This window comes from Buttiauxella sp. BIGb0471 (assembly GCF_024807715.1).
In the GTDB taxonomy this organism is placed as follows: domain Bacteria; phylum Pseudomonadota; class Gammaproteobacteria; order Enterobacterales; family Enterobacteriaceae; genus Buttiauxella; species Buttiauxella agrestis.
On record NZ_JANUEU010000002.1, the window covers coordinates 40,386 to 60,379 of the forward strand.

At 47.9% G+C, this 19,994-nt stretch carries 17 protein-coding genes, 1 tRNA gene and 2 pseudogenes; 16 read left to right on the plus strand and 4 right to left on the minus strand.

The genetic code is table 11. The features are described 5' to 3' along the window. Positions 1–82: 82 nt before the first annotated feature. From nhaC to M2371_RS21625, 3 genes and pseudogenes are all read left to right on the plus strand, one after another. On the plus strand, positions 83–1,549 hold the full coding sequence (gene nhaC, locus M2371_RS06705; RefSeq protein ID WP_172895266.1) for a Na+/H+ antiporter NhaC: 1,467 nt from the start codon (positions 83–85) through the stop codon (positions 1,547–1,549). After that, entirely contained in the window at positions 1,546–2,727 is a 1,182-nt protein-coding gene (locus tag M2371_RS06710; RefSeq protein ID WP_172895265.1) for a MalY/PatB family protein, read from the plus strand. Before nhaC ends, M2371_RS06710 begins: the two co-directional genes overlap by 4 nt. 197 nt (positions 2,728–2,924) lie before the next feature. Further along, positions 2,925–3,331: pseudogene (locus tag M2371_RS21625) on the plus strand (transposase); the annotation flags it as partial. 81 nt (positions 3,332–3,412) lie between these two features. On the opposite strand, the gene M2371_RS06720 reads toward M2371_RS21625, so the two are convergent. Further along, entirely contained in the window at positions 3,413–4,048 is a 636-nt protein-coding gene (locus M2371_RS06720) for a helix-turn-helix domain-containing protein (protein ID WP_172895264.1), read from the minus strand. Positions 4,049–4,572: 524 nt separating this feature from the next. Here M2371_RS06720 and M2371_RS06725 point away from each other — a divergent pair. The 8 genes from M2371_RS06725 (at position 4,573) to M2371_RS06760 (ending at position 12,868) form a co-directional block, all read left to right on the plus strand. Continuing rightward, a complete protein-coding gene (locus tag M2371_RS06725) occupies positions 4,573–5,211 on the plus strand; it encodes a helix-turn-helix domain-containing protein (RefSeq protein WP_259267304.1) in 639 nt (212 codons plus the stop codon). Positions 5,212–5,820: 609 nt separating this feature from the next. Then, positions 5,821–6,336 (plus strand): fimbrial protein, encoded by a 516-nt coding sequence (locus M2371_RS06730; protein WP_172895262.1) that lies wholly within the window; start codon positions 5,821–5,823, stop codon positions 6,334–6,336. 93 nt (positions 6,337–6,429) lie between these two features. Beyond that, positions 6,430–7,116: a molecular chaperone gene (locus M2371_RS06735; RefSeq protein WP_172895261.1), complete on the plus strand. Its 687-nt coding sequence runs from the start codon at positions 6,430–6,432 to the stop codon at positions 7,114–7,116. Between the two features lie 75 nt (positions 7,117–7,191). Next, entirely contained in the window at positions 7,192–9,786 is a 2,595-nt protein-coding gene (locus tag M2371_RS06740; RefSeq protein ID WP_259267305.1) for a fimbria/pilus outer membrane usher protein, read from the plus strand. Positions 9,787–9,815: 29 nt separating this feature from the next. Further along, a complete protein-coding gene (locus M2371_RS06745) occupies positions 9,816–10,796 on the plus strand; it encodes a fimbrial protein (RefSeq protein ID WP_259267306.1) in 981 nt (326 codons plus the stop codon). 57 nt (positions 10,797–10,853) lie between these two features. Beyond that, positions 10,854–11,378: a fimbrial protein gene (locus M2371_RS06750; protein ID WP_259267307.1), complete on the plus strand. Its 525-nt coding sequence runs from the start codon at positions 10,854–10,856 to the stop codon at positions 11,376–11,378. Between the two features lie 29 nt (positions 11,379–11,407). After that, on the plus strand, positions 11,408–11,944 hold the full coding sequence (locus M2371_RS06755; protein ID WP_259267308.1) for a fimbrial protein: 537 nt from the start codon (positions 11,408–11,410) through the stop codon (positions 11,942–11,944). Between the two features lie 297 nt (positions 11,945–12,241). Continuing rightward, entirely contained in the window at positions 12,242–12,868 is a 627-nt protein-coding gene (locus tag M2371_RS06760; protein ID WP_259267309.1) for a LuxR C-terminal-related transcriptional regulator, read from the plus strand. 361 nt (positions 12,869–13,229) lie between these two features. Here the strand turns inward: M2371_RS06760 and M2371_RS06765 are convergent, their stop codons facing one another. Together M2371_RS06765 and asd are read right to left on the minus strand one after the other, a co-directional pair. Then, positions 13,230–14,480 carry an MFS transporter gene (locus M2371_RS06765; protein ID WP_259267310.1) on the minus strand — a complete coding sequence of 417 codons (1,251 nt, stop codon included), beginning with the start codon at positions 14,478–14,480 and terminating at the stop codon, positions 13,230–13,232. A gap of 97 nt (positions 14,481–14,577) precedes the next feature. Then, on the minus strand, positions 14,578–15,696 hold the full coding sequence (asd, locus tag M2371_RS06770; protein WP_259267311.1) for an aspartate-semialdehyde dehydrogenase: 1,119 nt from the start codon (positions 15,694–15,696) through the stop codon (positions 14,578–14,580). A 369-nt stretch (positions 15,697–16,065) separates the two neighbouring features. Here asd and M2371_RS06775 point away from each other — a divergent pair. Further along, positions 16,066–16,152: pseudogene (locus M2371_RS06775) on the plus strand (restriction endonuclease subunit M); the annotation flags it as partial. A gap of 102 nt (positions 16,153–16,254) precedes the next feature. On the opposite strand, the gene M2371_RS06780 reads toward M2371_RS06775, so the two are convergent. Further along, positions 16,255–16,331 (minus strand) — tRNA-Arg (locus M2371_RS06780). A gap of 187 nt (positions 16,332–16,518) precedes the next feature. Between M2371_RS06780 and folD the strand changes: the two genes are divergently transcribed. The 4 genes from folD to M2371_RS06800 all read left to right on the plus strand — a co-directional run bounded on the left by folD (position 16,519) and on the right by M2371_RS06800 (position 19,913). After that, positions 16,519–17,385, plus strand: coding sequence for a bifunctional methylenetetrahydrofolate dehydrogenase/methenyltetrahydrofolate cyclohydrolase FolD (folD, locus tag M2371_RS06785; RefSeq protein WP_034493929.1), 867 nt, complete (start codon positions 16,519–16,521; stop codon positions 17,383–17,385). Position 17,386: 1 nt separating this feature from the next. Further along, the gene (gene ybcJ / locus M2371_RS06790) at positions 17,387–17,599 is read left to right on the plus strand and encodes a ribosome-associated protein YbcJ (RefSeq protein ID WP_034493931.1); all 213 of its coding nucleotides are present in this window, start codon (positions 17,387–17,389) and stop codon (positions 17,597–17,599) included. 89 nt (positions 17,600–17,688) lie between these two features. Continuing rightward, entirely contained in the window at positions 17,689–18,216 is a 528-nt protein-coding gene (locus tag M2371_RS06795) for a metal-dependent hydrolase (RefSeq protein ID WP_259267312.1), read from the plus strand. A gap of 197 nt (positions 18,217–18,413) precedes the next feature. Then, positions 18,414–19,913, plus strand: coding sequence for a PTS transporter subunit EIIC (locus M2371_RS06800; protein WP_259267313.1), 1,500 nt, complete (start codon positions 18,414–18,416; stop codon positions 19,911–19,913). Positions 19,914–19,994: the final 81 nt, after the last annotated feature.

The window sequence follows — 19,994 nt, forward strand, 5'->3', positions numbered from 1 at the left end:
ACATGGCAGCATCCCGCCCGTCACATTTGCCTCGCACTGTTCCCCCTATTCTGAGCGTACCAACAATACCTGGAACACAATCATGAAAGCGAATGAACGACACAGCGATAAAAAAACGCTCTCTTTTGGACTGGCTTTGCTTCCCATCGTCATGATGCTGGGTTTGCTTATCGTCGGCTACGGCGTGATGGGCTTACGCATTGAACCGCTGCTGCTTTGTTCTGCGGCCATTGCCGCAGGTCTTGCCTGGTGGCAGGGATACAGCTGGGACGATGTGATCACGTCCATCGTGGCAAAACTGGCTAAAGCGATGCCCGTCATTATGATTTTGATTTGCGTCGGTGGGCTTATCAGCACCTGGATGTTCAGTGGCACCATTCCTTATATGGTGTATTGGGGGCTTAAGCTGATAAGTCCCCAATACATTCTGATTGCGGCGTTTTTCCTGACAAGCGTGGTTTCAGTGTGTACCGGAACGTCATGGGGATCGGCCGGAACGGTAGGGGTGGCGCTGATGGGTGTTGCTGCAGGGCTTGATGTTCCGCTGGCTGCTGCCGCAGGTGCCGTGGTTTCTGGTGCTTACTTCGGAGATAAAATATCCCCACTTTCAGACTCAACCAACTTTGCAGCGATTGTTGCGGATACGACGCTGTTCGAGCATATCCAGCATTTGATGTACACCACCATCCCGAGTTTCATTCTGGCCACGATTGTTTACCTGGTGGCAGGACACAGCAGCATGATGGGTGAAGTTGCCACTCCGCAGCGTGTAACAGATATCATCAGCGCGTTAGATGGCCTCTATAATTTCAATATCGTCCTGATTTTGCCGCCGATTATTGTGCTTTGGGGGGCTATCAGCAAAAAGCCAGTGATCCCATTGATGCTGATTGCCTGCGTCTTAGCCATTATTTTGGGCATTTTGTTGCAGGGTTTAAGCCTGAAGCAAGGGCTGGATGCGTTTATGGACGGCTTTAACATCAGCATGTTCCCACAAGGGAGTGAGGGGATTATCGCGGATGTTCCACGTCTGCTTAATCGCGGTGGCTTGTTCTCGATGATGAGCACAATCTTGCTGGTTTTCTGTGCCTTCTCTTTTGCCGGAGCGCTCACGCTCACGGGCGCACTCACCATTATTATCAACCGCTTATTGACGGTGATTCATAGTGTAGGGCAACTGATCGCGGCCACTATCGGCACGACGATTCTGGTTACAGCGGCAACGAGCGATGGCAAACTGGCGCTGTTGGTTCCTGCTGAGCTTTATCAAGATGCTTATCGCCGCATGGGGTTAGATACCAAAAACTTGTCCCGTACCATCGAGGATGCCGGCACCGTTATTGAACCACTGATTCCGTGGACAGCGGCTGGTGTCTATATGGCATCCACGCTTGGCGTGAGCACTCTGGATTTTTTACCGTGGGCTGTTCAGTGCTACTCCGCCATTTTCTTTGCGCTGATTTACGGTTTTACCGGATTTGGAATCGCAAAAGCACCGGTCTTGGCAACCGCGCCAGTAGAGAGTTCTGAGCAGGGAGTCGCACGATGAAAACAAACTTTGACCAGGTAATTAACCGCCATGCAACCGGCTCGGTAAAATGGGATTTCATCGACAGATATCAGAACATGGACACTGAAAATTTACTCCCGATGTGGGTTTCTGATTACGATTTCGCATGTCCACCAAACGTACTGGAAGCCCTTCACAAACGTGTTGAGCACGGTGTGTTTGGTTACAGCGAGCGTGACGAAAAATACTTCACCGCGCTAACAAACTGGTTTGAACGCCGCCATCAACTGGTGATTCGCCCGGAATGGATTTGCAGTATTGAGGGCGTGGTGCCTGGGCTTTCGCTGCTAGTGCAGATGCTCAGTCAGGCGGGTGATAACGTCGTTGTTCAGGGGCCGTATTACGGCTCATTTGCAAAAATAACCCAGCTCAATCAGCGCAAACTGCTCGAAAACCCGCTGCAAGAAGATTCAGATGCCGGATACGTGATGGATCTCGTGCAACTGGAAATGTTGTTTAGTGAATATCGCCCGCCGCTGTTTATATTGTGTAATCCACACAACCCGACAGGGCGCTGCTGGAGTAAAGAAGAGCTAACCCAGCTTTTGGCATTGTGCGAAAAGTACGATGTCATGGTGCTTTCAGACGAGATTTGGGCGGATTTACTGTTACCTGGCTCGACGTTTACATCGGTGCTGCATCTTGACGCTCGCTGGCATTCAAGAGTGATTGCCGCAACATCAGCCAGTAAAACCTTTGGCCTTTCATCGCTGCGGATTTCAAACTTCTTGATTCCTGACTCAGGTTTAAAAGGACAATTTGTTGATCGTTTAAATGCCCATGGCCTGGATGTATTTAATGCGCTGTCAATGGAGGCGGCAACTGCGGCATATAACGGGGCAGAACAATGGCTGGATGAATTACTGGCTTATCTGGCCGCGAACCGTGACTGGTTTGTTTCCGAGGTAGAAAGTTATTTACCCTGGCTGCGGATTGTTCCCGCGCAAGGCACATATTTAGTTTGGATAGATTGCCGGGCGCTGGGGTTAGACGATGAACAATTAAAACATGTCATGACTGATATCGCCGGAATCGCGCCTTCCATGGGTTGTGGATTTGGTCCGGGTGGGTCAGGTTTTATTCGCATCAACTTAGGTTGCCCACGTAGCTATTTGGAACAAGCGATTAAAGGGTTGCTGCGAATTGGTGCGCAATAACGCGTGAGGGTTATCCTGTGACCAGTCCTGATATAGGTTGACACTTTTCAGCCTTACAACACCCGATGAACTTCATCGGGTGTTTTGTATTTTAGCGACTGTAGTGATGTTATGAACGGAAGTTCGCTTCCAGGGTAGCTCAATCCACATGCCAGAAGATCTCGAAAAGAGAATGGTGCGTTTTGCAGGGATGCTTACACGGTGTCATGGAAGCATCTGATATTAAAAAGATAAAATACCTTGAGGATGAAAATCGACGTCTTAAGCAGATGTTTGCTGACCTGAGTCTGGAATGTCGTTCACTGAAAGATGTCATCGGAAAAAAGCTTTAAAACCAACCTTTAATCGTGAGGCGTTGTCGATCGAAATAGATCTGAATCTGCCAACTCAGAATGCATTCATTGAACGCTTTAATCGTACGTACCGTACAGAAATACTCGATTTTTATCTGTTCAGGACACTGAATGAAGTACGGGAAATCACGGAGCGGTGGCTGTCAGAATATAACTGTGAACGTACGCATGAATCACTGAACAATCTGACACCAGAGAAATACCGACTTCAACATGAATTGGCCGGGGTCTCAAAAAGTGTATGGAACTAAAGCGGGTCTATTTACAAGGTCACGAGTATAGATTTCTATACTCGTATTTATAGATTGGAGCCTATAATTAAAAAGAACTTTTCAATATTTACTGGGTAATTTATTGATTTTAATTAATAACCCTCTTTTGATAACTATATATCCACCTGCGTTAAGCTCTGACAGAGTTTTCAAAACCCCACTGCGGGACAACTGTGTTCTCTCCATGATGTATTGAACCGCTGGCACCGTGGCCCGTCTTTCAAAATCTTCATCAATCAATGCGCGCAGGCAGTTGCATATAAGCTCATAGCTTGAAAGTGCTGTATTCAACTGCGTATAGTCATGGGAGCGAGCACTCATATACATCAATGTATGAGTGAGCGGTTTCCACAGGCTGTAGGTATCAATATGTGACAAGAAATCGTCCAGAGGCAGATGCATATACTCGACGGGGGTGATGGCTTGAATGAGAATGTTTTCATGGTCAATCACCTGGTCACTGATACCAATTATCAGCGGAGCTCTTAATATGCCGAACAGTAGCGAGTCCGTACTGCGTTTAAACTCACACTCACCCTGGACGAGTGAGAAGCACATTTTTTTATCGTTTACCATCAGCGGGAAGCGTTGTCCCGGTTTGCTCTTGCGTATGCTGAAAACGTTCAACAGGGAATTCTGTAATGTTTGAATATGTGTAATGGGTTTAGTCTGGGTGAATATTTTGCTGTTGCTCATGAGCGACCATTAAAAAAACACGTATTACGGTAATTATAGGTGAAATCGGTAACTACGATAAGCCAGTTTTAGTGTTGTGATGGACGGCCATCACATCGCTACACTTCACCTGAGCGTTGAGTCACGGGCTGATAAGGAGATTGGGTGATTTTTTTAGCGGCTCGCCGTTCAGTGGATGAATAACAGATTTAGTCCATTTTTGGACTTTCAGGACATAAATGAATCACAAAGCCTTTGAGAGTATGTGGTGACTATATGATAATGCTTAGGAAGTAGAGGCACTGAGCGTAGCATCAGGAGTAATGTTTTACTTTATCAGCGAAGGTGACGAAGTTACCTATCTTGTTACCATAATAACCTTTAACAGGTTTATTAATTTTATCGAAAGTATTAATTGGTTGATGATTTTATAGATTTACTTCCGTTTATCATCAAACGTACCTGGTCGGTATTATTGGTATTATCACCCTGCGCTAATTTTTAATATCAATAACGGTATCCTATAGTTCATTCGAGCAAATAGTATGTATGACTTAAGTAAAGTGACAGAGCGAACAACGGCGCTAGCTGCAGTTGAAGAGATTTTAACGTCGATAAAACCCTTGGTTCAAATAAAGCAAGGGCGTATTGGGCAACGTTTTTATCTCGAACAGAATGATCAAAGAGTCTGTTTTCTGCTATACAGCGGAACATGTGTAGCTAAAAGAATCCAGGACTCACTGGTGTTATCAACGATAAGAACACCCAGTATTGTCGGATTGCATGATATTTTTCTTGCGAAATCGTATATGCACCTGTTGGCGAGAGGCGATGTTGAGTATGGTATATTGTCGGTGGATGAATTTTTTTGCCATGTAGAGTCCAAAAACCTGTGGAAAAACGTTTGCCGTATGTTAATGCTTTCCGCAACGAGGTTTTGCGAATATCAGCGGGAAATGGTCGGCATTAGTAATTATGAGTTGATTTGTAATTTCTTGACTTCGTTGAGCATGGAAAACTTTGACGTCAGGGCCACTACGACCGCGCTGGAATATATTCAAGAGCGGAGCCTGCTTTCACGTAGCGGAATAATGAAAACCCTTTCATCATTGAAAATGGGAGGCTATATAGATATTAGAAATGGATTGCTTATAAAAATCAACTCTTTACCAAAAAAGTTTTAACGTTCTGCTAAATGCAATATATTGAATAGTGCCCTTTTTATGCTCTCATTAATTGAGTGGTGAACCACCCAATTATTACACATCGCTAAATGTTTGCCTGACAAGAGTTAATAAGGAAGTTCTAAAGAGTAAAATACCTTCTTGTTTGTCGGCAATAATTAACGATATGCATAATTATATAAGAGGCATTATGATTTGTATATTATAACAATGCAGGCATGGGTAGGGGGTAAAATAATACCTTCAGTGTAAAAAAAGACTTTTGATGCATATTTGAACTCAAAGCATGTTGAACAACTCAGACCACTGTGGATAATACACTCCAGAAGATATTACAAAGACTTCTATTCTGATGTGAATTGCCAATAAGATGTTTTTCTCTTGAAAGTATAGGATTAGATTTTAGGTAATATTCCTGAGGATGAAGTGTGGGCTGTATTAATTATAAATTACAAGCTCATAAGCATGGAAGTTTTTGACTTAATTCACGAGCGTATCTTCAGAACGTGTTTAACACTCATGAAGAAATTGGCTCACCTCATTCAGTAAGCGAATGGATCGTTTCGCTGAATAATAAGTTGTATTTCATTTAAACAAAGGATTATTTCCATGAAAAAATTAATTATTGCTGCATCTATCATTGCTTCTGTGTCTACTGCTGCATTTGCTGATGACGGTAAAATCAACTTTATTGGTGCTATTACCGATGACGCATGTACTGTCGTCAACGACGTGTCTAGCCCGCTGAAAGTAACTCTGGGTACCGTGTCCAGCAAAGCATTCAAGGGAGCTGGTTCTACTGCAGCGGCGATCAATTTCACCATTGCACTGAAAAATTGCCCGCTTACCATGACTTCCGCAAAGGTAAGATTTGACGGTACAGCAGACAGCAACGTTAACACACTTCTGGCTTTGACTCAGGAAACTGGTGTGGCGACTGGCGTGGGTATTCAGTTGAAGGATAAGAACAATCTTGTCGTGCCAATGAAGACAGATTCTTCATCTTACGCGCTGACCGTTGGTGACAATAACCTGGACTTCGAAGCTAGTTACTATGCAACTGCTGCAACAGTGACTGCAGGCCCAGCTAACGCTACCAGTAACTTCACCATCATTTACAACTAATCAGAACTGCCTTCTCATCCTTATCCCGTATTGGGAAGGCATTTCCGCGGGTCGACTTTGGTTGGCCCGCCTTCTTTGGAGTATTGCATTGTTATGAATACCTGGTTTAAAGCCCTCTGCCTTCCCTTATTACTGAGCGGTGCGCTGGCGCAGGCGGCTGAGGTTGGTGGTGTAACCATCGGCGGCACTCGTCTGATTTACAACGGCGGAAAGAAGGAGGCTTCACTGAACGTCACTAACACTGACACCAACCCCTATCTCATCCAGTCCTGGGCGGAAACCCAAAATGGTGGCGCTGAGAAAGCCCCCTTTATTGTGACCCCGCCATTATTCCGTCTGGAAGGGAATCAGCAAAACCTGTTACGTATTGTTCGTACCGGCGCTAGTTTGCCCGAAGATCGCGAGTCTTTTTACTGGTTAAACATCAAATCCATCCCGGCGGGTAGCAAAAATGAAGGGACCAATACCCTACAGATTGCGGTTAAGACCCGCATCAAACTGCTGTATCGCCCTGAGGGTTTAAAAGGCACACCAGAGGAGGTGACCAACAAACTGACCTGGTCACAGAGTGGTACTCGCCTGACCGTTAATAACCCGACTCCATTCGTGATGAATTTCCAGCAGGTAAAAGTGGGGGGGCGTGAAATCAAAGACATTACTTACGTACTGCCGATGGCCCAGGCCACCTTTACTGCACCCGCTAACGTGAGTGGGCCGGTGAGCTGGAAGCTTATCAGTGACTACGGTGGTACCGGTGCTGAGCATACAACAGGGCACTAGCAGAACATTAATACTGAGCATGCGTATTCATGAGTGAAAAGAATCAAAGGCTTACGTGGAAATGGAGTGTTAAGGATGAACAATAATAAAGGCCGCATATGGCCACGTTTAAGCCGGGTAGCCTGTTTTGTGGCGGCTCAGGTAGCGCTGCTTACCGGGACAATGATGACTGCGCAGGCGCGAGATTACTTTGACCCCGCACTGTTGGAACTGGGGGCACCAGGGCAAAAAGCCATTGACCTTTCATCTTTTGAAGATAAAGGGGGTCAGATGCCTGGCACCTATCGTGTTGATGTGTTTCTCAACAACGAAAAGATGGAAACGCGTAACGTTGAATTTCGTATGGCCAGGGACGCCAAGGGTAGCGATGCACTGCAACCCTGTATCCCGGTTGATGATTTAGCGAATTGGGGAGTGTTAGTTAAAAAATACCCGGAGCTTGGCGCGCCGGGAAATACCTGCGCCAATCTGACCGCGATCCCCCAGGCGAATAGTGAATTTCGTTTTGAACGCCTGCAATTGTTGTTGAGCTTGCCACAAACGGCTGTCAGCAACTCGGCCCGTGGTTGGGTTGACCCAAAGCTCTGGGATCAGGGTATCCCGGCAGTATTGCTGAACTACAGCGTGAGTGGTGCTAATAACTACGCTAAGAGTGGCCAGGGCAACGATAGCAACAGCCAATACGTCAACCTGCGCCCCGGTATCAATATCGGCGCCTGGCGTCTGCGCAACTACACCACCTGGAGTCGGTCCGACAACGGCGGTGTCAATGGCAAAGCCGAGAATCACTGGGACACGGTTTATACCTACGCACAGCGCGATATTATCGCCCTGAAAAGCCAGTTCACCGTCGGGGACAGTTCCACTGCGGCGGACGTGTTTGACAGTATCTCTTTTCGTGGTGCTCAACTGGCGTCTGACGACGACATGTTGCCGGAGAGCCTGCGCGGCTATGCGCCGATGGTACGCGGGATTGCCCGTACCAATGCACAGGTCACTGTTCGCCAGAACGGCTATATGATTTACCAGACCTATGTGGCACCGGGCAGCTTTGAGATTACCGATATGTACCCCACCGGCGGTGCGGGTGATCTGTATGTGACGATCAAGGAATCTGACGGCAGCGAGCAGCAACTGGTGATCCCTTATGCTTCCCTGCCAGTCATGCAGCGTGAAGGGCGCCTGAAATATGCCGTCACTAGCGGCGTATACCGCTCCTATGACAACAGCGTGGATCAGACTCCGCTGAGCGAAGGAACTGTGATTTACGGCTTGCCTTGGGGATACACCGTCTATGGCGGGGGGCAATTTGCCAGTAAATACCAGTCACTGGCGATGGGGCTGGGCAAAAACCTCGGGGAATTAGGGGCGTTGTCTGTAGATGTTACCCAGTCCTGGGCGAAGCAAAAAAATCAGGATAAAGAGAACGGTCAGTCCTGGCGCGTACGTTACAGCAAAAACTTCGTTCAGACCGGCACCAACTTTGCCATTGCCGGCTACCGCTATGCGACGGACGGCTATTGGGGCATGCAGGAAGTGCTGGATACCTACACTGATGGCAACACGTATCAGTTGCAGGAACGCCGAAGAAACCGTGCCGAACTCACTGTGTCACAGAATTTATGGGAAGGTGGCGGCAACCTCGGCCTGACAGCGGCGCGAGAAGATTACTGGAATACTGACCGACGTATGGAGTCGTACACCGCCAGTTATAACAACTCCCGGAACGGTATCAGTTATGGGCTGAGCTATACCTATAACCTTAATTCGACGGTGAACTACGGTTCCGGTTCGCACAGAAGTGGACGTATTTACGATAAAGATCAGCTCTTTGCCTTTAATGTGAGTATTCCGTTGAGCAAGCTGTTTGGCGATAAGACCTCAACCACCTACGCCAACTACATGCTCAATACCAGCAAGGACGGTAATACCAACAATAGTGTGAGTGTCGGCGGGACTACGCTGCAAGACAACAACCTGAGCTGGAATGTGCAGCAGGGTTATGGTTCACAGGGGCAAGGTAACAACGGGGCTGTGAATACCGACTGGCGTGCGACCTACGGTGAAATCAATGGCGGCTACACCTATGACCATAACAGCCAGCGCCTGAACTACGGTGCGCAGGGCGGGATTATCGCCCATGAGAACGGCGTGACATTTGGCCAGCCAATGAGTGAAACCGTGGCTCTGGTGGTTGCCCCGGAAGCAAAAGGTGTCAGCGTACAAGGCCAGACTGGGGTGAAGACGGATTTCCGTGGCTATGCCGTGGTGCCGTATGCCAGCCCATATCGTAAGAATGATCTCACGCTCAATACCCAGACTTTCGGTGACGATACAGAAGTGGCCATCACGACTCAAACCGTTATACCAACGCGGGGTGCCGTGGTGAAAGCAACGTATCAGACCAGCGTCGGTTACCGGGTACTGATGACGTTGCTCCGCACAAACGGCCAGCCAGTACCTTTCGGCGCCATTGTGACCAGCCAGGACACCCGGGGTGCAGAGGGCTTTATTGTGGGGGATGCAGGGCAGGCGTATCTCACTGGGCTGGCGCAAAACGGCCAGTTGAACGTGAAATGGGGTGCTGGAACCGATGAACATTGTACCGTCTTGTACAGTCTGCCAAAAGCAATTAGCGGCATAGCAAATTTAAATGGTCAGTGCCGATGATCTGTCGCCATTGATTATGAGGAATAAATATGAAGAAATTTATTTGTATCACCGCTTTTCTTAAAAAGAAAAAAGCATTAGGGCTGTTCATGACGGCAGTGATGGCGGGTGTGGTGAATATGTCAGTGGTGACGTCGGCAGAGGCTTGTACACCTTTTCGTCAAACCATGAGTGCTCCTACACAAATTAATTTAAACCCCACGCTGGCAATAGGAAGTGTGGTGGCAACTGCCAACTTGACCTGGCCTCCGTTTTCATCCCTCGGTGATTGCCCCGTTGCGTATAATACAGCATGGGGAACATTTATCCTTTTGGGGGATGGGGTGCCTGATGGGAGACTTTATCCCACGACCATTCCGGGGATAGCCTATCGAGGGCGGATAACTGATGGATGGGCCCCTAAATTGCAAAACCCATGGCCGCTAACAACAGCAATGCCAGTTGGTGATCCAGGAGTAGCCGGAGGGACGGCAACTCTAGAGTTTATAAAAACAGGTCCAATAGAACCAGGAACTTTTGGTCCACAGCTCGTTATGAGTGCCTCAATTAATAACGTACCGTGGTTTGAATTGTATCTGGGGACCCCTATTATTGTTGTACCCACGGTACCGGCATGCACCATTACTCAGTCGGCAATTACGGTAAATCTTGAAGATACTAATACATCCCAGTTGGCCGCTCTGGGAAATACCAGTAAAGATAAAGCCTTCTATATTCCATTGACGTGCTCATCTGCCAGTAATATAGCCCTGGCTTTCAGCGGTGATATTGCGGATGACGCTAATGCGGTATTCCGTAATCTCAGTGGCGATGCCAATGCGGCCAGTGTTGGAGTGCAGATATTAAAAGATAATACGCCGGTACCCACAACGCCGGGCAATTTTCTCAATCTGGGAACGATTAATGGCAGCGTTACCGTACCGATGACGGCCCGATATTATGCCTTAACCGATAATGTTGAAGTAGGGGCTGTTAATTCGATTGCCTATGCAACCATTGTTTATAACTAATTTCATTAGAAGTGACCCTTGCCTTTCAGGCAGTTAATTATATAAAGGAGTTTTAAAATGAATAAGTTTGCTAAAGGACTGATTGCTGCTCTGGTGGTAGGTTCCTGTTCTCTGGCCGCGCATGCGGCTGATACCACCATTACTATTAACGGTAAAGTTATCGCGGCGGCCTGTACTATTAACAACAGCGGTGCCTACACGGTCACAATGCCTGATGTTACTGCTGCAACCCTGAACCCCGCCAACTCTTTTGGTGGCTGGAAAACGTTTGACGTGACCCTGAGCAACTGTCCGCTGGGAACCTCTTCTGTCACCGCGACATTTGACGGCACGGCAGATGTATCTGATGCGGCCAAATATGCCAACACCACCGGTACGGGTTATGCAACCAACGTGTCTGTGCAGGTACAAAACCGCTCTGGCACCGTGGCCGACAAAGGCAAAAACAGCACGATGACAGTGAATGTGGACGGTAGCAAAAATGCCACTTTCGACCTGCAGGCGCGTCCTTATAGTACGCCTGGGAATGGTAGCGTAGGGGATATCAATACTGTCGTACTGATGAACTTCACCTACAACTGATTTGCCATGACCTGGCAGGAGAGCTGCTCATGTTAAAACGTGTGTTTTTTCTCAACATGCTACTTCCCGCCCTCGCTGCCCTGCCGGGCACAGCAGCAAAAGCTGCTGATGTGACAATCACCGGTAGGGTTATTGCGGCATCCTGTACTGTTAACCCGATGCTGGCTGGGGGGCAGGAAGTTGATCTTGGCACGCTGGGAAGAACTCATTTTCAGAATGCTGGCGATACCGGAGACTGGAAAAGCTTCAGTCTCAATCTGACAAATTGTCCGGCTGGAACCAGCCAAAGTACCGTTACGTTTTCCGGTACACCGACGGGTACCGGTGGTTCGTTGTTCGCTAATACTGAGCCGGTCTCGACCGCCGCAGTTAATATGGCGATTCAAATGGCAAAAGATGCCGACCACAACGCGGTGTTGTCAAATGGCAACAGCATGACGGTCGATGTTGATGACGTGGCCAGGACCGCAACCTTCCCGTTGGCGGCTCGCCTGTATACCGACGTCGGCAGTGTTGGCGCGGGACGGGTATCCAGCAGTGTGTTGGTGAACTTTACCTATCAATAATCGGACTCAACCCACACGGCGGTGAAGATTCCACTGCGTGGGTTGAGCGATATGCCCAGGGGTTGGGAAATAATGATGACAGCAGTAGGAATTGTAGGCTTTAGCCTCATGATACTCGCTGATAAAACAATTTTAATAGTTAACAGCCCATTTTAAATATGGACTAAGAATTTAATTGATTCTGAAATAAGAACCCAATATTCCAATAAGAGAGTATGCATTTACCCTTGCAATGGTGACGGCCCTTACAGACATATCTTCAACAAATATAACTTTATAACACCACCAGGACTGATCATGTTAAAAATTGTCATTGAGGACTCAAACACACTGTATAGGAATGGTTTTGAGTTGTTTCTTGAGAATTTATTCTACCATGTAGAAAACTCTTCGATTGAAGTTGAAAGCTTAACAAAACAAAATGTTCTGCAAGCGGACATAATCGTAAAGGAGTTTAATGCGGGCGCACAATTTATCTGTCACCCTGCATTAAAATTTCGCAGAAGGCCAGGTCTGATAATTGGTATTTACGATGACAAAAAAAACCCGCACCACAATGGATTGCCGCTGTGCATTAAGGATACTATCTTTATTTCACGGTCTGAGTCATTGCATAGCGTCAGTGAAAAAATCAGTATTGCATGGAAGGATGTTAAAGCTAACCCTGTAATATCTACTGGCAGCAAATGCTTACAATGCAAATATCGTACTCTGACACCTCAACAGATTTTAATTGCGAAATCTCTGTTGCGAGGTAGTGATATTTTTAGTATATCAAAGCAGTTAAGTATTAACATAAAAACAGCTAGTTCACATAAAAGATTGATTATGAATAAGTTTGGCCTCAAAAATGATTGTGAATTATTAATGTTCTTGAAGGATTTTAAGAAAAGTAACAATCCAATATATTTATTTGATAATTGACAATGTAAATGCTAAATCGTTTTTAACAGTAAGAATCTGCGTGTCACATTTGAAAAACCGCTGGCGCGTTAGCTCTTATTTTCGGGTTTTGCGATCAATTACTGTGGAAATCGTTACCCTGTGCGGCGATACGTGCGTTTAATAAGTACTGATACGGGCCACAGAAGTAAAGTCAATGAAGGCAGCCACCCTCACTGTTTTCACGGGGCTGTCTCAGTCTGTATACCGGTATTCACCCCGGTAAAGTCATTAGGTGTCCATTCCTGGTTCAGCCCACTGAGTCTCTACGCCATCATTGCAGCCCAGCGAACCGGCAAGTTGCAGCGTAGTCCTGCTCCCTGCCGCCCGTTGCCCCTTATTATTAATCCTGCAGTCGTACCAGCATGTTGATCCTGCAGGCGTAAATAATCACGCACAACAGCAGGCTGAGCAAAGCAGTGCCGATAAATACCCCCGCCCCGGTCATCGCCAGCATCACACCACCGATTAACGGCCCGACAGCGAGCCCAAGCGTCGACAGCGTTGATGCACCAAGGTAGGCTCCGCGATGCTCTGCCGGGGCCAACTGATCGAGCAAAATGTTCAGGTTCGGCATCAGAATCGCTTCCCCCATACTGAATACGCCGGTTACCGTCAGCCATACCCAAATATCCGTCGAGCGTATGGCAAAAAAGCATAGCTGCGAGAATGCGAAAATTGCGCCCCCCAGAAGAATGCGTTTTGGCAGGCTGATTTGGGCCAGAAAGCGCATGATAAAAGTCTGAAACACCAAAACCGTGCAGGCATTAGTGACCAGTATCAGGGTAATGAGCTTAACCGCCGCATTGCTGTCCAGTAGCAGTAGGTACTGGGGCAATACTGCTTCGTAATGGATAAATACCACACTGCACAAAATGCTGCACAGCAGAGCCGCAATGTAGATTCTATCCCTGGCGATTATACTCATCACCTGATGCAGCTTAATCGCTGGACCGCTGCCACTTTGCTTCTCGCTCAGCAATTTACCCGCAGGGATAAACAGCAGCACGTAGACGAAAAAAGGCAGATAGGTCAGCCCGGTTATCAGGAACGTCCCCTTCTGAGATGTCAGGCCAAAGACTATCCCCACCAGCGGGCCAAACACCGCTGCGACGTTGATCAGGTAGTAGCGCATTTGAAGGGCAAGTGCACGACGACGACGGTCACCAAGCAAATCACTCATCAGTGCACGCACCGGGGGATCAACCCAGGCAAAGCAAACGCCGATGATCATCAGGCCAGTGATAAACAACCCCATCCCGGTAGCCAGCGCCAGGGTCATATATCCCACAGCAGAAAACCCACAGCCCAGCAGAAGAATAACCCGTCGTCCCAGCCTGTCCGAAATCTGCCCGCCATACATACCGAGCACGACGGAGAAAAGCGCGCTGCTGGTCATTGCCACGCCAATGGCAATAGGTGACATGTGGTAATTCTGCGTCATGATCACCGCAATAAACGGCCATGCCATAAAATAGCTAAACCGTATAATGAGCGTAAAAAAGAGCAATGCATGGACTGTTGCAGGGAAAGTTTTTAGCGTCTGGAATAGACCCGGTGTCGCACAGATTTCAGCGGCGGGCTTAGTCGTCATAAGTCATCCTGTTCATTATTTTTATTAACATCCTGAATCGCATGAGCTGAATGTTAAAAGCACCTGTAAGCAGGTGCTTTTGCCTAAATAAAATGAATCAAACTCTGCCAAGAAGAATATTCAACATGCGACGCAAAGGTTCCGCCGCTCCCCACAATAGCTGATCGCCTACAGTCAGAACTGAATAGACTGGCTCATTGTTGAGCGCCATTTTCTTGTAGCGACCGATACCCACCTGGAGAGAACCGCTAATGAATGCAGGGGTTAATTTACTGACACTCTCTTCCTTGTTATTTGGCACATAGTTAACCCAGGGGTGGGAATGCGTCACTAGCTCCGCAAATTCTGCTTCACTGACTTCACGTTTGAGCTTCAGGGTTATTGCAGCACTATGGCACCGGATCACGCCGACCCGTATACACAAACCATTTACCGGGATCGTACCGGGAGAAAGACCAAGAATTTTGTTCGTTTCTGCCTCACCTTTCCATTCTTCGCGACTATTTCCATCCCCTAAATCGCTGTCAATCCATGGAATGATGCTGCCCATTAAAGGCGCGCCGAAATTCTGAATTGGCATGTCAGCACTGTTAATTAGCTCACTGACTTTATTGACTAAAGGAAGCACTGAACCTGATGATGCCAGCTCATCGGAGGACAAATGTTGGCTTATATAAGCGCTTTGAGCGATTAATTCCCGAACATATTTAGCACCCGCACCGGATGCCGACTGATAGGTCATCACACTCATCCATTCGATCAAATCAGCCTTTATTAGCCCGGCCAGCCCCATAAGACTTAGCGTTATCGAACAGTTGCCACCGACAAAAAGTTTAATTCCATCTTTGACTGCACAGTCAATATTTGTGCGATTGACGGGATCGAGAATAATGCAGGCTTTTTCATCCATCCGCAGCGCTGAGGCCGCATCAATCCAGTAGCCTTTCCAGCCATGGTTAATCAAAGCAGGATATATCGCTTTGGTATAATCCCCGCCCTGACAGGTTATGATGATGTCCATTTCGGCCAGCGCACTAATGGAATTAGCATCTTTGAGTGTATAGCTGACGCCACCAATGACAGGACCGGCTGAACCTGCACTGGAAGTGCTGAAAAAATGCGCAGAAATATCGTCAAAGTCGCTCTCTTCGACCATGCGCTGTAGCAAAACAGAACCTACCATTCCTCGCCAACCGACAATGCCAACTTGCTTCATTTGCTTAACCTTAACAACGTTATGAGAATGTTAATTTTTTTCGAAGCACGTTATATCTCATCCCTAAATAAAGGTCATTACGAATTGCATCACATTTGGTCATTATTAAAATGTTTCATATGGTTATCAGCATTTTTTATCGATTCTACAGACAAAAAAATCAACCAGGCATTAAGGAGATTTGATATGGAGAAACACCAGCATGCCCATGAAACGCGCCCTGTACTTTAATGCGGCGGCAGGCAAATATTCTCATTCGCCGAACATGGTCCTCTTTAACAGGAATAAAATGATGAATAAAGACGCGACTTAAAGCAGGGGACTTAAACGAGATACCACACCGTTCTTAGTACCTTTGAGCGTGGCATTTTGACGTTTAAACGCCTGGAATTGATTGAAAGGATGAATCACATCATCGCTAAGTACTATCCGGGAATGCTGGCTAAGCCACGCTAATGTTGATGGGCGTTGAGAAAATTTACTTACACCAGCCGTTACATAAACTATTTGGATGCGTGGTTTTTAGTGAGGGGTTTTGCGAAGTTCATTGATTTTAAATGGTACGCCCTACAGGGCTCGAACCTGTGACCTACGGCTTAGAAGGCCGTTGCTCTATCCAACTGAGCTAAGGGCGCACTGTATTCCTTTCGGAAGCATTGCGGACTCGGATTATACGGTCAGTACCTTCTGAGTCAATGGCTTTTCAATCACCTGCCGGACATTTGAGCATAAAGGCTTAACAATGCCTGACAGCGAGCCTGGCTTCTGACAAAATAGAAACAATCCCCCTCCTTTTTGATTACAGACGGAATCCTCTGACTGATGGCAGCAAAGATTATTGACGGTAAAACGATTGCGCAGCAGGTACGGCTTGAAGTTGCTGAAAAAGTAAAAGCCCGAATTGCCGCTGGAAAACGTGCTCCTGGACTCGCTGTTGTACTGGTTGGCGAGAACCCTGCATCGCAAATTTATGTGGGCAGCAAACGTAAGGCTTGTGAAGAAGTGGGCTTTATTTCCCGCTCTTACGATTTGCCGGATTCCACTTCCGAAGCAGAACTTCTTGAATTGATTGATACGCTCAACGCGGATAACGAAATCGACGGCATTCTGGTGCAGTTACCGTTGCCTGCAGGAATCGACAACGTAAAAGTGCTGGAGCGTATTGACCCGGATAAAGACGTGGATGGTTTCCATCCCTACAACGTAGGCCGCCTGTGCCAGCGTGCGCCGCGTCTGCGTCCTTGTACGCCGCGCGGTATCGTGACGCTGCTTGAGCGTTACGGCATTGATACTTACGGCCTGAACGCCGTGGTGATTGGCGCATCCAACATTGTAGGTCGCCCGATGAGTATGGAACTGCTGCTGGCGGGTTGCACCACAACCGTCACGCACCGCTTCACCAAAAACCTGCGTCAACACGTCGAGAACGCCGATTTAGTTATCGTCGCGGTTGGCAAGCCTGGCTTTATTCCGGGTGAGTGGATCAAGGAAGGGGCGATTGTCGTGGACGTTGGTATTAACCGTCTGGAGAGCGGCAAAGTGGTTGGCGACGTAAATTATGATGAAGCCGCCGTCAAAGCCTCGTATATTACGCCGGTTCCGGGTGGCGTTGGCCCAATGACCGTCGCCACTCTTATCCAGAATACCTTGCAGGCTTGCGAGGAATATCATGATGTCGATGGAGAGTAATATGACGACCTTCTCATTAGGTAAACACCCACACGTTGAATTATGCGATTTGCTGAAGCTGGAAGGCTGGTGTGAAAGCGGCGCACAGGCGAAAGCGGTGATTGCCGAAGGTCTGGTGAAAGTTGACGGTGTTGTTGAAACCCGCAAACGCTGCAAAATCGTTGCAGGTCAGACGGTGGTTTTTGAAAGTCTGAGCATTACGGTTCAAGCGTAATTTCTCACCGAAACCGGCCCTTCACGGGCCGTTTCTTTTTGGCCAATCTGGTCTATTCTGCATTTCTCACTCATAAACCTACGCAACTTATGCCAACCATAATTACTCACGCAGCCGTTCCCATTTGTTTAGGATTGGGGCTTGGCAAAAAAATTATTCCACCGCGTTTGTTGCTTGGCGGCATTGTGCTGGCGATGTTGCCTGATGCTGACGTACTGGCGTTCAAATTTGGCGTGACATATGGCAATGCGTTTGGGCATCGAGGTTTCACTCACTCATTATTGTTTGCGTTCGTGGTGCCTTTGCTGTGTTTATTCGGTTATCGCTGGTTCCGGGCGGGCATCGTGCGGGTCTGGTTATTCCTGACCGTTTCGCTGCTCTCGCATAGTTTGCTGGACTCGGTAACGACCGGTGGCAAAGGTGTTGGCTGGTTGTGGCCGTGGTCAGATGAACGCTTTTTTGCCCCCTGGCAGGTAATTCGTGTCGCACCTTTTGCGCTTTCACGCTATCTCCAGCCGAGCGGGCAGGCCGTCATCTGGTCAGAAATTCAGTGGGTCTGGCTGCCGGGTTTGTTGATGGCATTTTTAATTTTCGTTCTGCGTAAAAATCTTCGCTAAATCCCCACAGTTGCGCAGGTTAAAACCTGCGCAACTTCAAATATTCGATAACAGTATGGCTACAACTCAGATTTTAGTTGCCGGACAAAAAACGTTTCGCCAGTATAGGTAGAACGTTCTACTAGAACGTTCTACCTAGCATAAAAACGCGTAAATTCAGAAAACGCGATAGCGGCGTCAACACCGGGGGATTGTCTATGAGTTTGTTATCCAGCATTACAAAATCGTTATCTAAGTTGTCGATGATAGGCCGCGCATTAATGTTGCCTATCTCATTGCTACCGGCTGCGGGTCTGTTGCTGGCCTTTGGCGATAAATTCCATTTACCGTTAATGATGAACGCGGGCGGGGTGATTTTCGACAACCTGCCGATGCTGTTTGCCATTGGTTCGGCGGTCGGCCTGGCGGCGGAATCTGGTATTGCTGCGCTTTCGGCGGCGGTGTCGGTGTTTATCATTAACGTTACCATCGGCACCGTTTTACACATCACGTCGGAAATGGCGGCAGCGGGTGGAAAATACGCCATGGTGGTCGGTATTCCGACCCTGCAGATGGGGGTATTTGGCGGCCTGATTTCCGGCATTCTGGCGGCGTGGTGCTACAACAAATTCCACACCATGCAGTTGCCTGAATTCCTCGGCTTCTTCTCGGGTAAGCGCTTTGTGGCTATCGCGACCGCTTTCCTGTCGTTCCTGCTGGGTATGGCGCTGCCGTGGGTCTGGTCATACATTCAGTCGGGGATTGATTCGCTGTCGGTAATTGTCAACGGAGACAATCAGGCACTTTCCACGTTTATCTTTGGGCTGGTTGAACGCGCGCTGATCCCGCTGGGTTTGCACCATATCTGGTATCCGTCATTCTGGTATTCGTTTGGTGAATACACCACAAACGCAGGCCAGGTCATTCACGGCGATCAGACAATCTGGTTCAAAATGTTGGAGGAGGGTGTGAAATCCTTTAGCAGCGATAGCTACCACAACGCCGGTAAATTCATGCAAGGTGAGTTCCCGTTGATGTTGTTCGCGCTGCCGGCGGCATGTCTGGCGATGTACCATGAAGCGAACACCAAAAATAAGAAAATTGCCTCCGGTATTTTGTTCTCTGCGGCGCTGACCTGTTTCCTGACGGGCATCACCGAACCGGTAGAATTTACCTTTATCTTCGTTGCGCCAATTCTGTATGTGTTCAACGCGATTATGGCCGGACTGTCTTATATGTGTATGTATTTGCTGCATGCGCATATCGCCAAGTCGTTCTCCGCAGGGATGATTGACTACATTTCCTTTGGTATTTTGCCTTCGTTCAACGGTTATCAGACTAACTTCCTGTCGGCTGTGATTGTCGGTATCCCAATGGCGTTGATTTACTACTTCACATTCCGCTACGTGATTCGCCGTTTCGACGTGAAAACGCCGGGCCGTGCGGATGTTACCGCTAACGCGAATGACAAAACGGACACCGAACTGGCGGGGGATATTATCGGCCTGCTGGGGGGCGCGGAGAACATTAACTCCGTCGGTTCTTGCATCACGCGTCTGCGTCTGGAAGTGGAAAAAAGCGAGCGTGTCGACAAAGACGGCCTGAATAGTCTCGGTGCGCGCGGCGTGGTGTTTGTCGGTGATTCAGGGATTCAGGTGATATTCGGTGCACGAGCGCAGTTTATCGCACAGACGATGTCCACAATGATTGGCAAATAATTTCCCCGTCATCCTTAAAGCCGCCGATATGTTTATCGGCGGCTTTATGGTATTGATAACAAGGATATTTGGTGCAAAGGA

Coding starts and splice junctions, on each gene's coding strand:
- M2371_RS06735 (WP_172895261.1), top strand. CDS start 6,430: ATGAATACCTGGTTTAAAGCCCTCTGCCTTCCCTTATTACTGAGCGGT.
- M2371_RS06755 (WP_259267308.1), top strand. CDS start 11,408: ATGTTAAAACGTGTGTTTTTTCTCAACATGCTACTTCCCGCCCTCGCT.
- nhaC (WP_172895266.1), top strand. CDS start 83: ATGAAAGCGAATGAACGACACAGCGATAAAAAAACGCTCTCTTTTGGA.
- ybcJ (WP_034493931.1), top strand. CDS start 17,387: ATGACGACCTTCTCATTAGGTAAACACCCACACGTTGAATTATGCGAT.
- M2371_RS06710 (WP_172895265.1), top strand. CDS start 1,546: ATGAAAACAAACTTTGACCAGGTAATTAACCGCCATGCAACCGGCTCG.
- folD (WP_034493929.1), top strand. CDS start 16,519: ATGGCAGCAAAGATTATTGACGGTAAAACGATTGCGCAGCAGGTACGG.
- M2371_RS06765 (WP_259267310.1), bottom strand. CDS start 14,480: ATGACGACTAAGCCCGCCGCTGAAATCTGTGCGACACCGGGTCTATTC.
- asd (WP_259267311.1), bottom strand. CDS start 15,696: ATGAAGCAAGTTGGCATTGTCGGTTGGCGAGGAATGGTAGGTTCTGTT.
- M2371_RS06800 (WP_259267313.1), top strand. CDS start 18,414: ATGAGTTTGTTATCCAGCATTACAAAATCGTTATCTAAGTTGTCGATG.
- M2371_RS06795 (WP_259267312.1), top strand. CDS start 17,689: ATGCCAACCATAATTACTCACGCAGCCGTTCCCATTTGTTTAGGATTG.
- M2371_RS06725 (WP_259267304.1), top strand. CDS start 4,573: ATGTATGACTTAAGTAAAGTGACAGAGCGAACAACGGCGCTAGCTGCA.
- M2371_RS06720 (WP_172895264.1), bottom strand. CDS start 4,048: ATGAGCAACAGCAAAATATTCACCCAGACTAAACCCATTACACATATT.
- M2371_RS06760 (WP_259267309.1), top strand. CDS start 12,242: ATGTTAAAAATTGTCATTGAGGACTCAAACACACTGTATAGGAATGGT.
- M2371_RS06740 (WP_259267305.1), top strand. CDS start 7,192: ATGAACAATAATAAAGGCCGCATATGGCCACGTTTAAGCCGGGTAGCC.
- M2371_RS06750 (WP_259267307.1), top strand. CDS start 10,854: ATGAATAAGTTTGCTAAAGGACTGATTGCTGCTCTGGTGGTAGGTTCC.
- M2371_RS06745 (WP_259267306.1), top strand. CDS start 9,816: ATGAAGAAATTTATTTGTATCACCGCTTTTCTTAAAAAGAAAAAAGCA.
- M2371_RS06730 (WP_172895262.1), top strand. CDS start 5,821: ATGAAAAAATTAATTATTGCTGCATCTATCATTGCTTCTGTGTCTACT.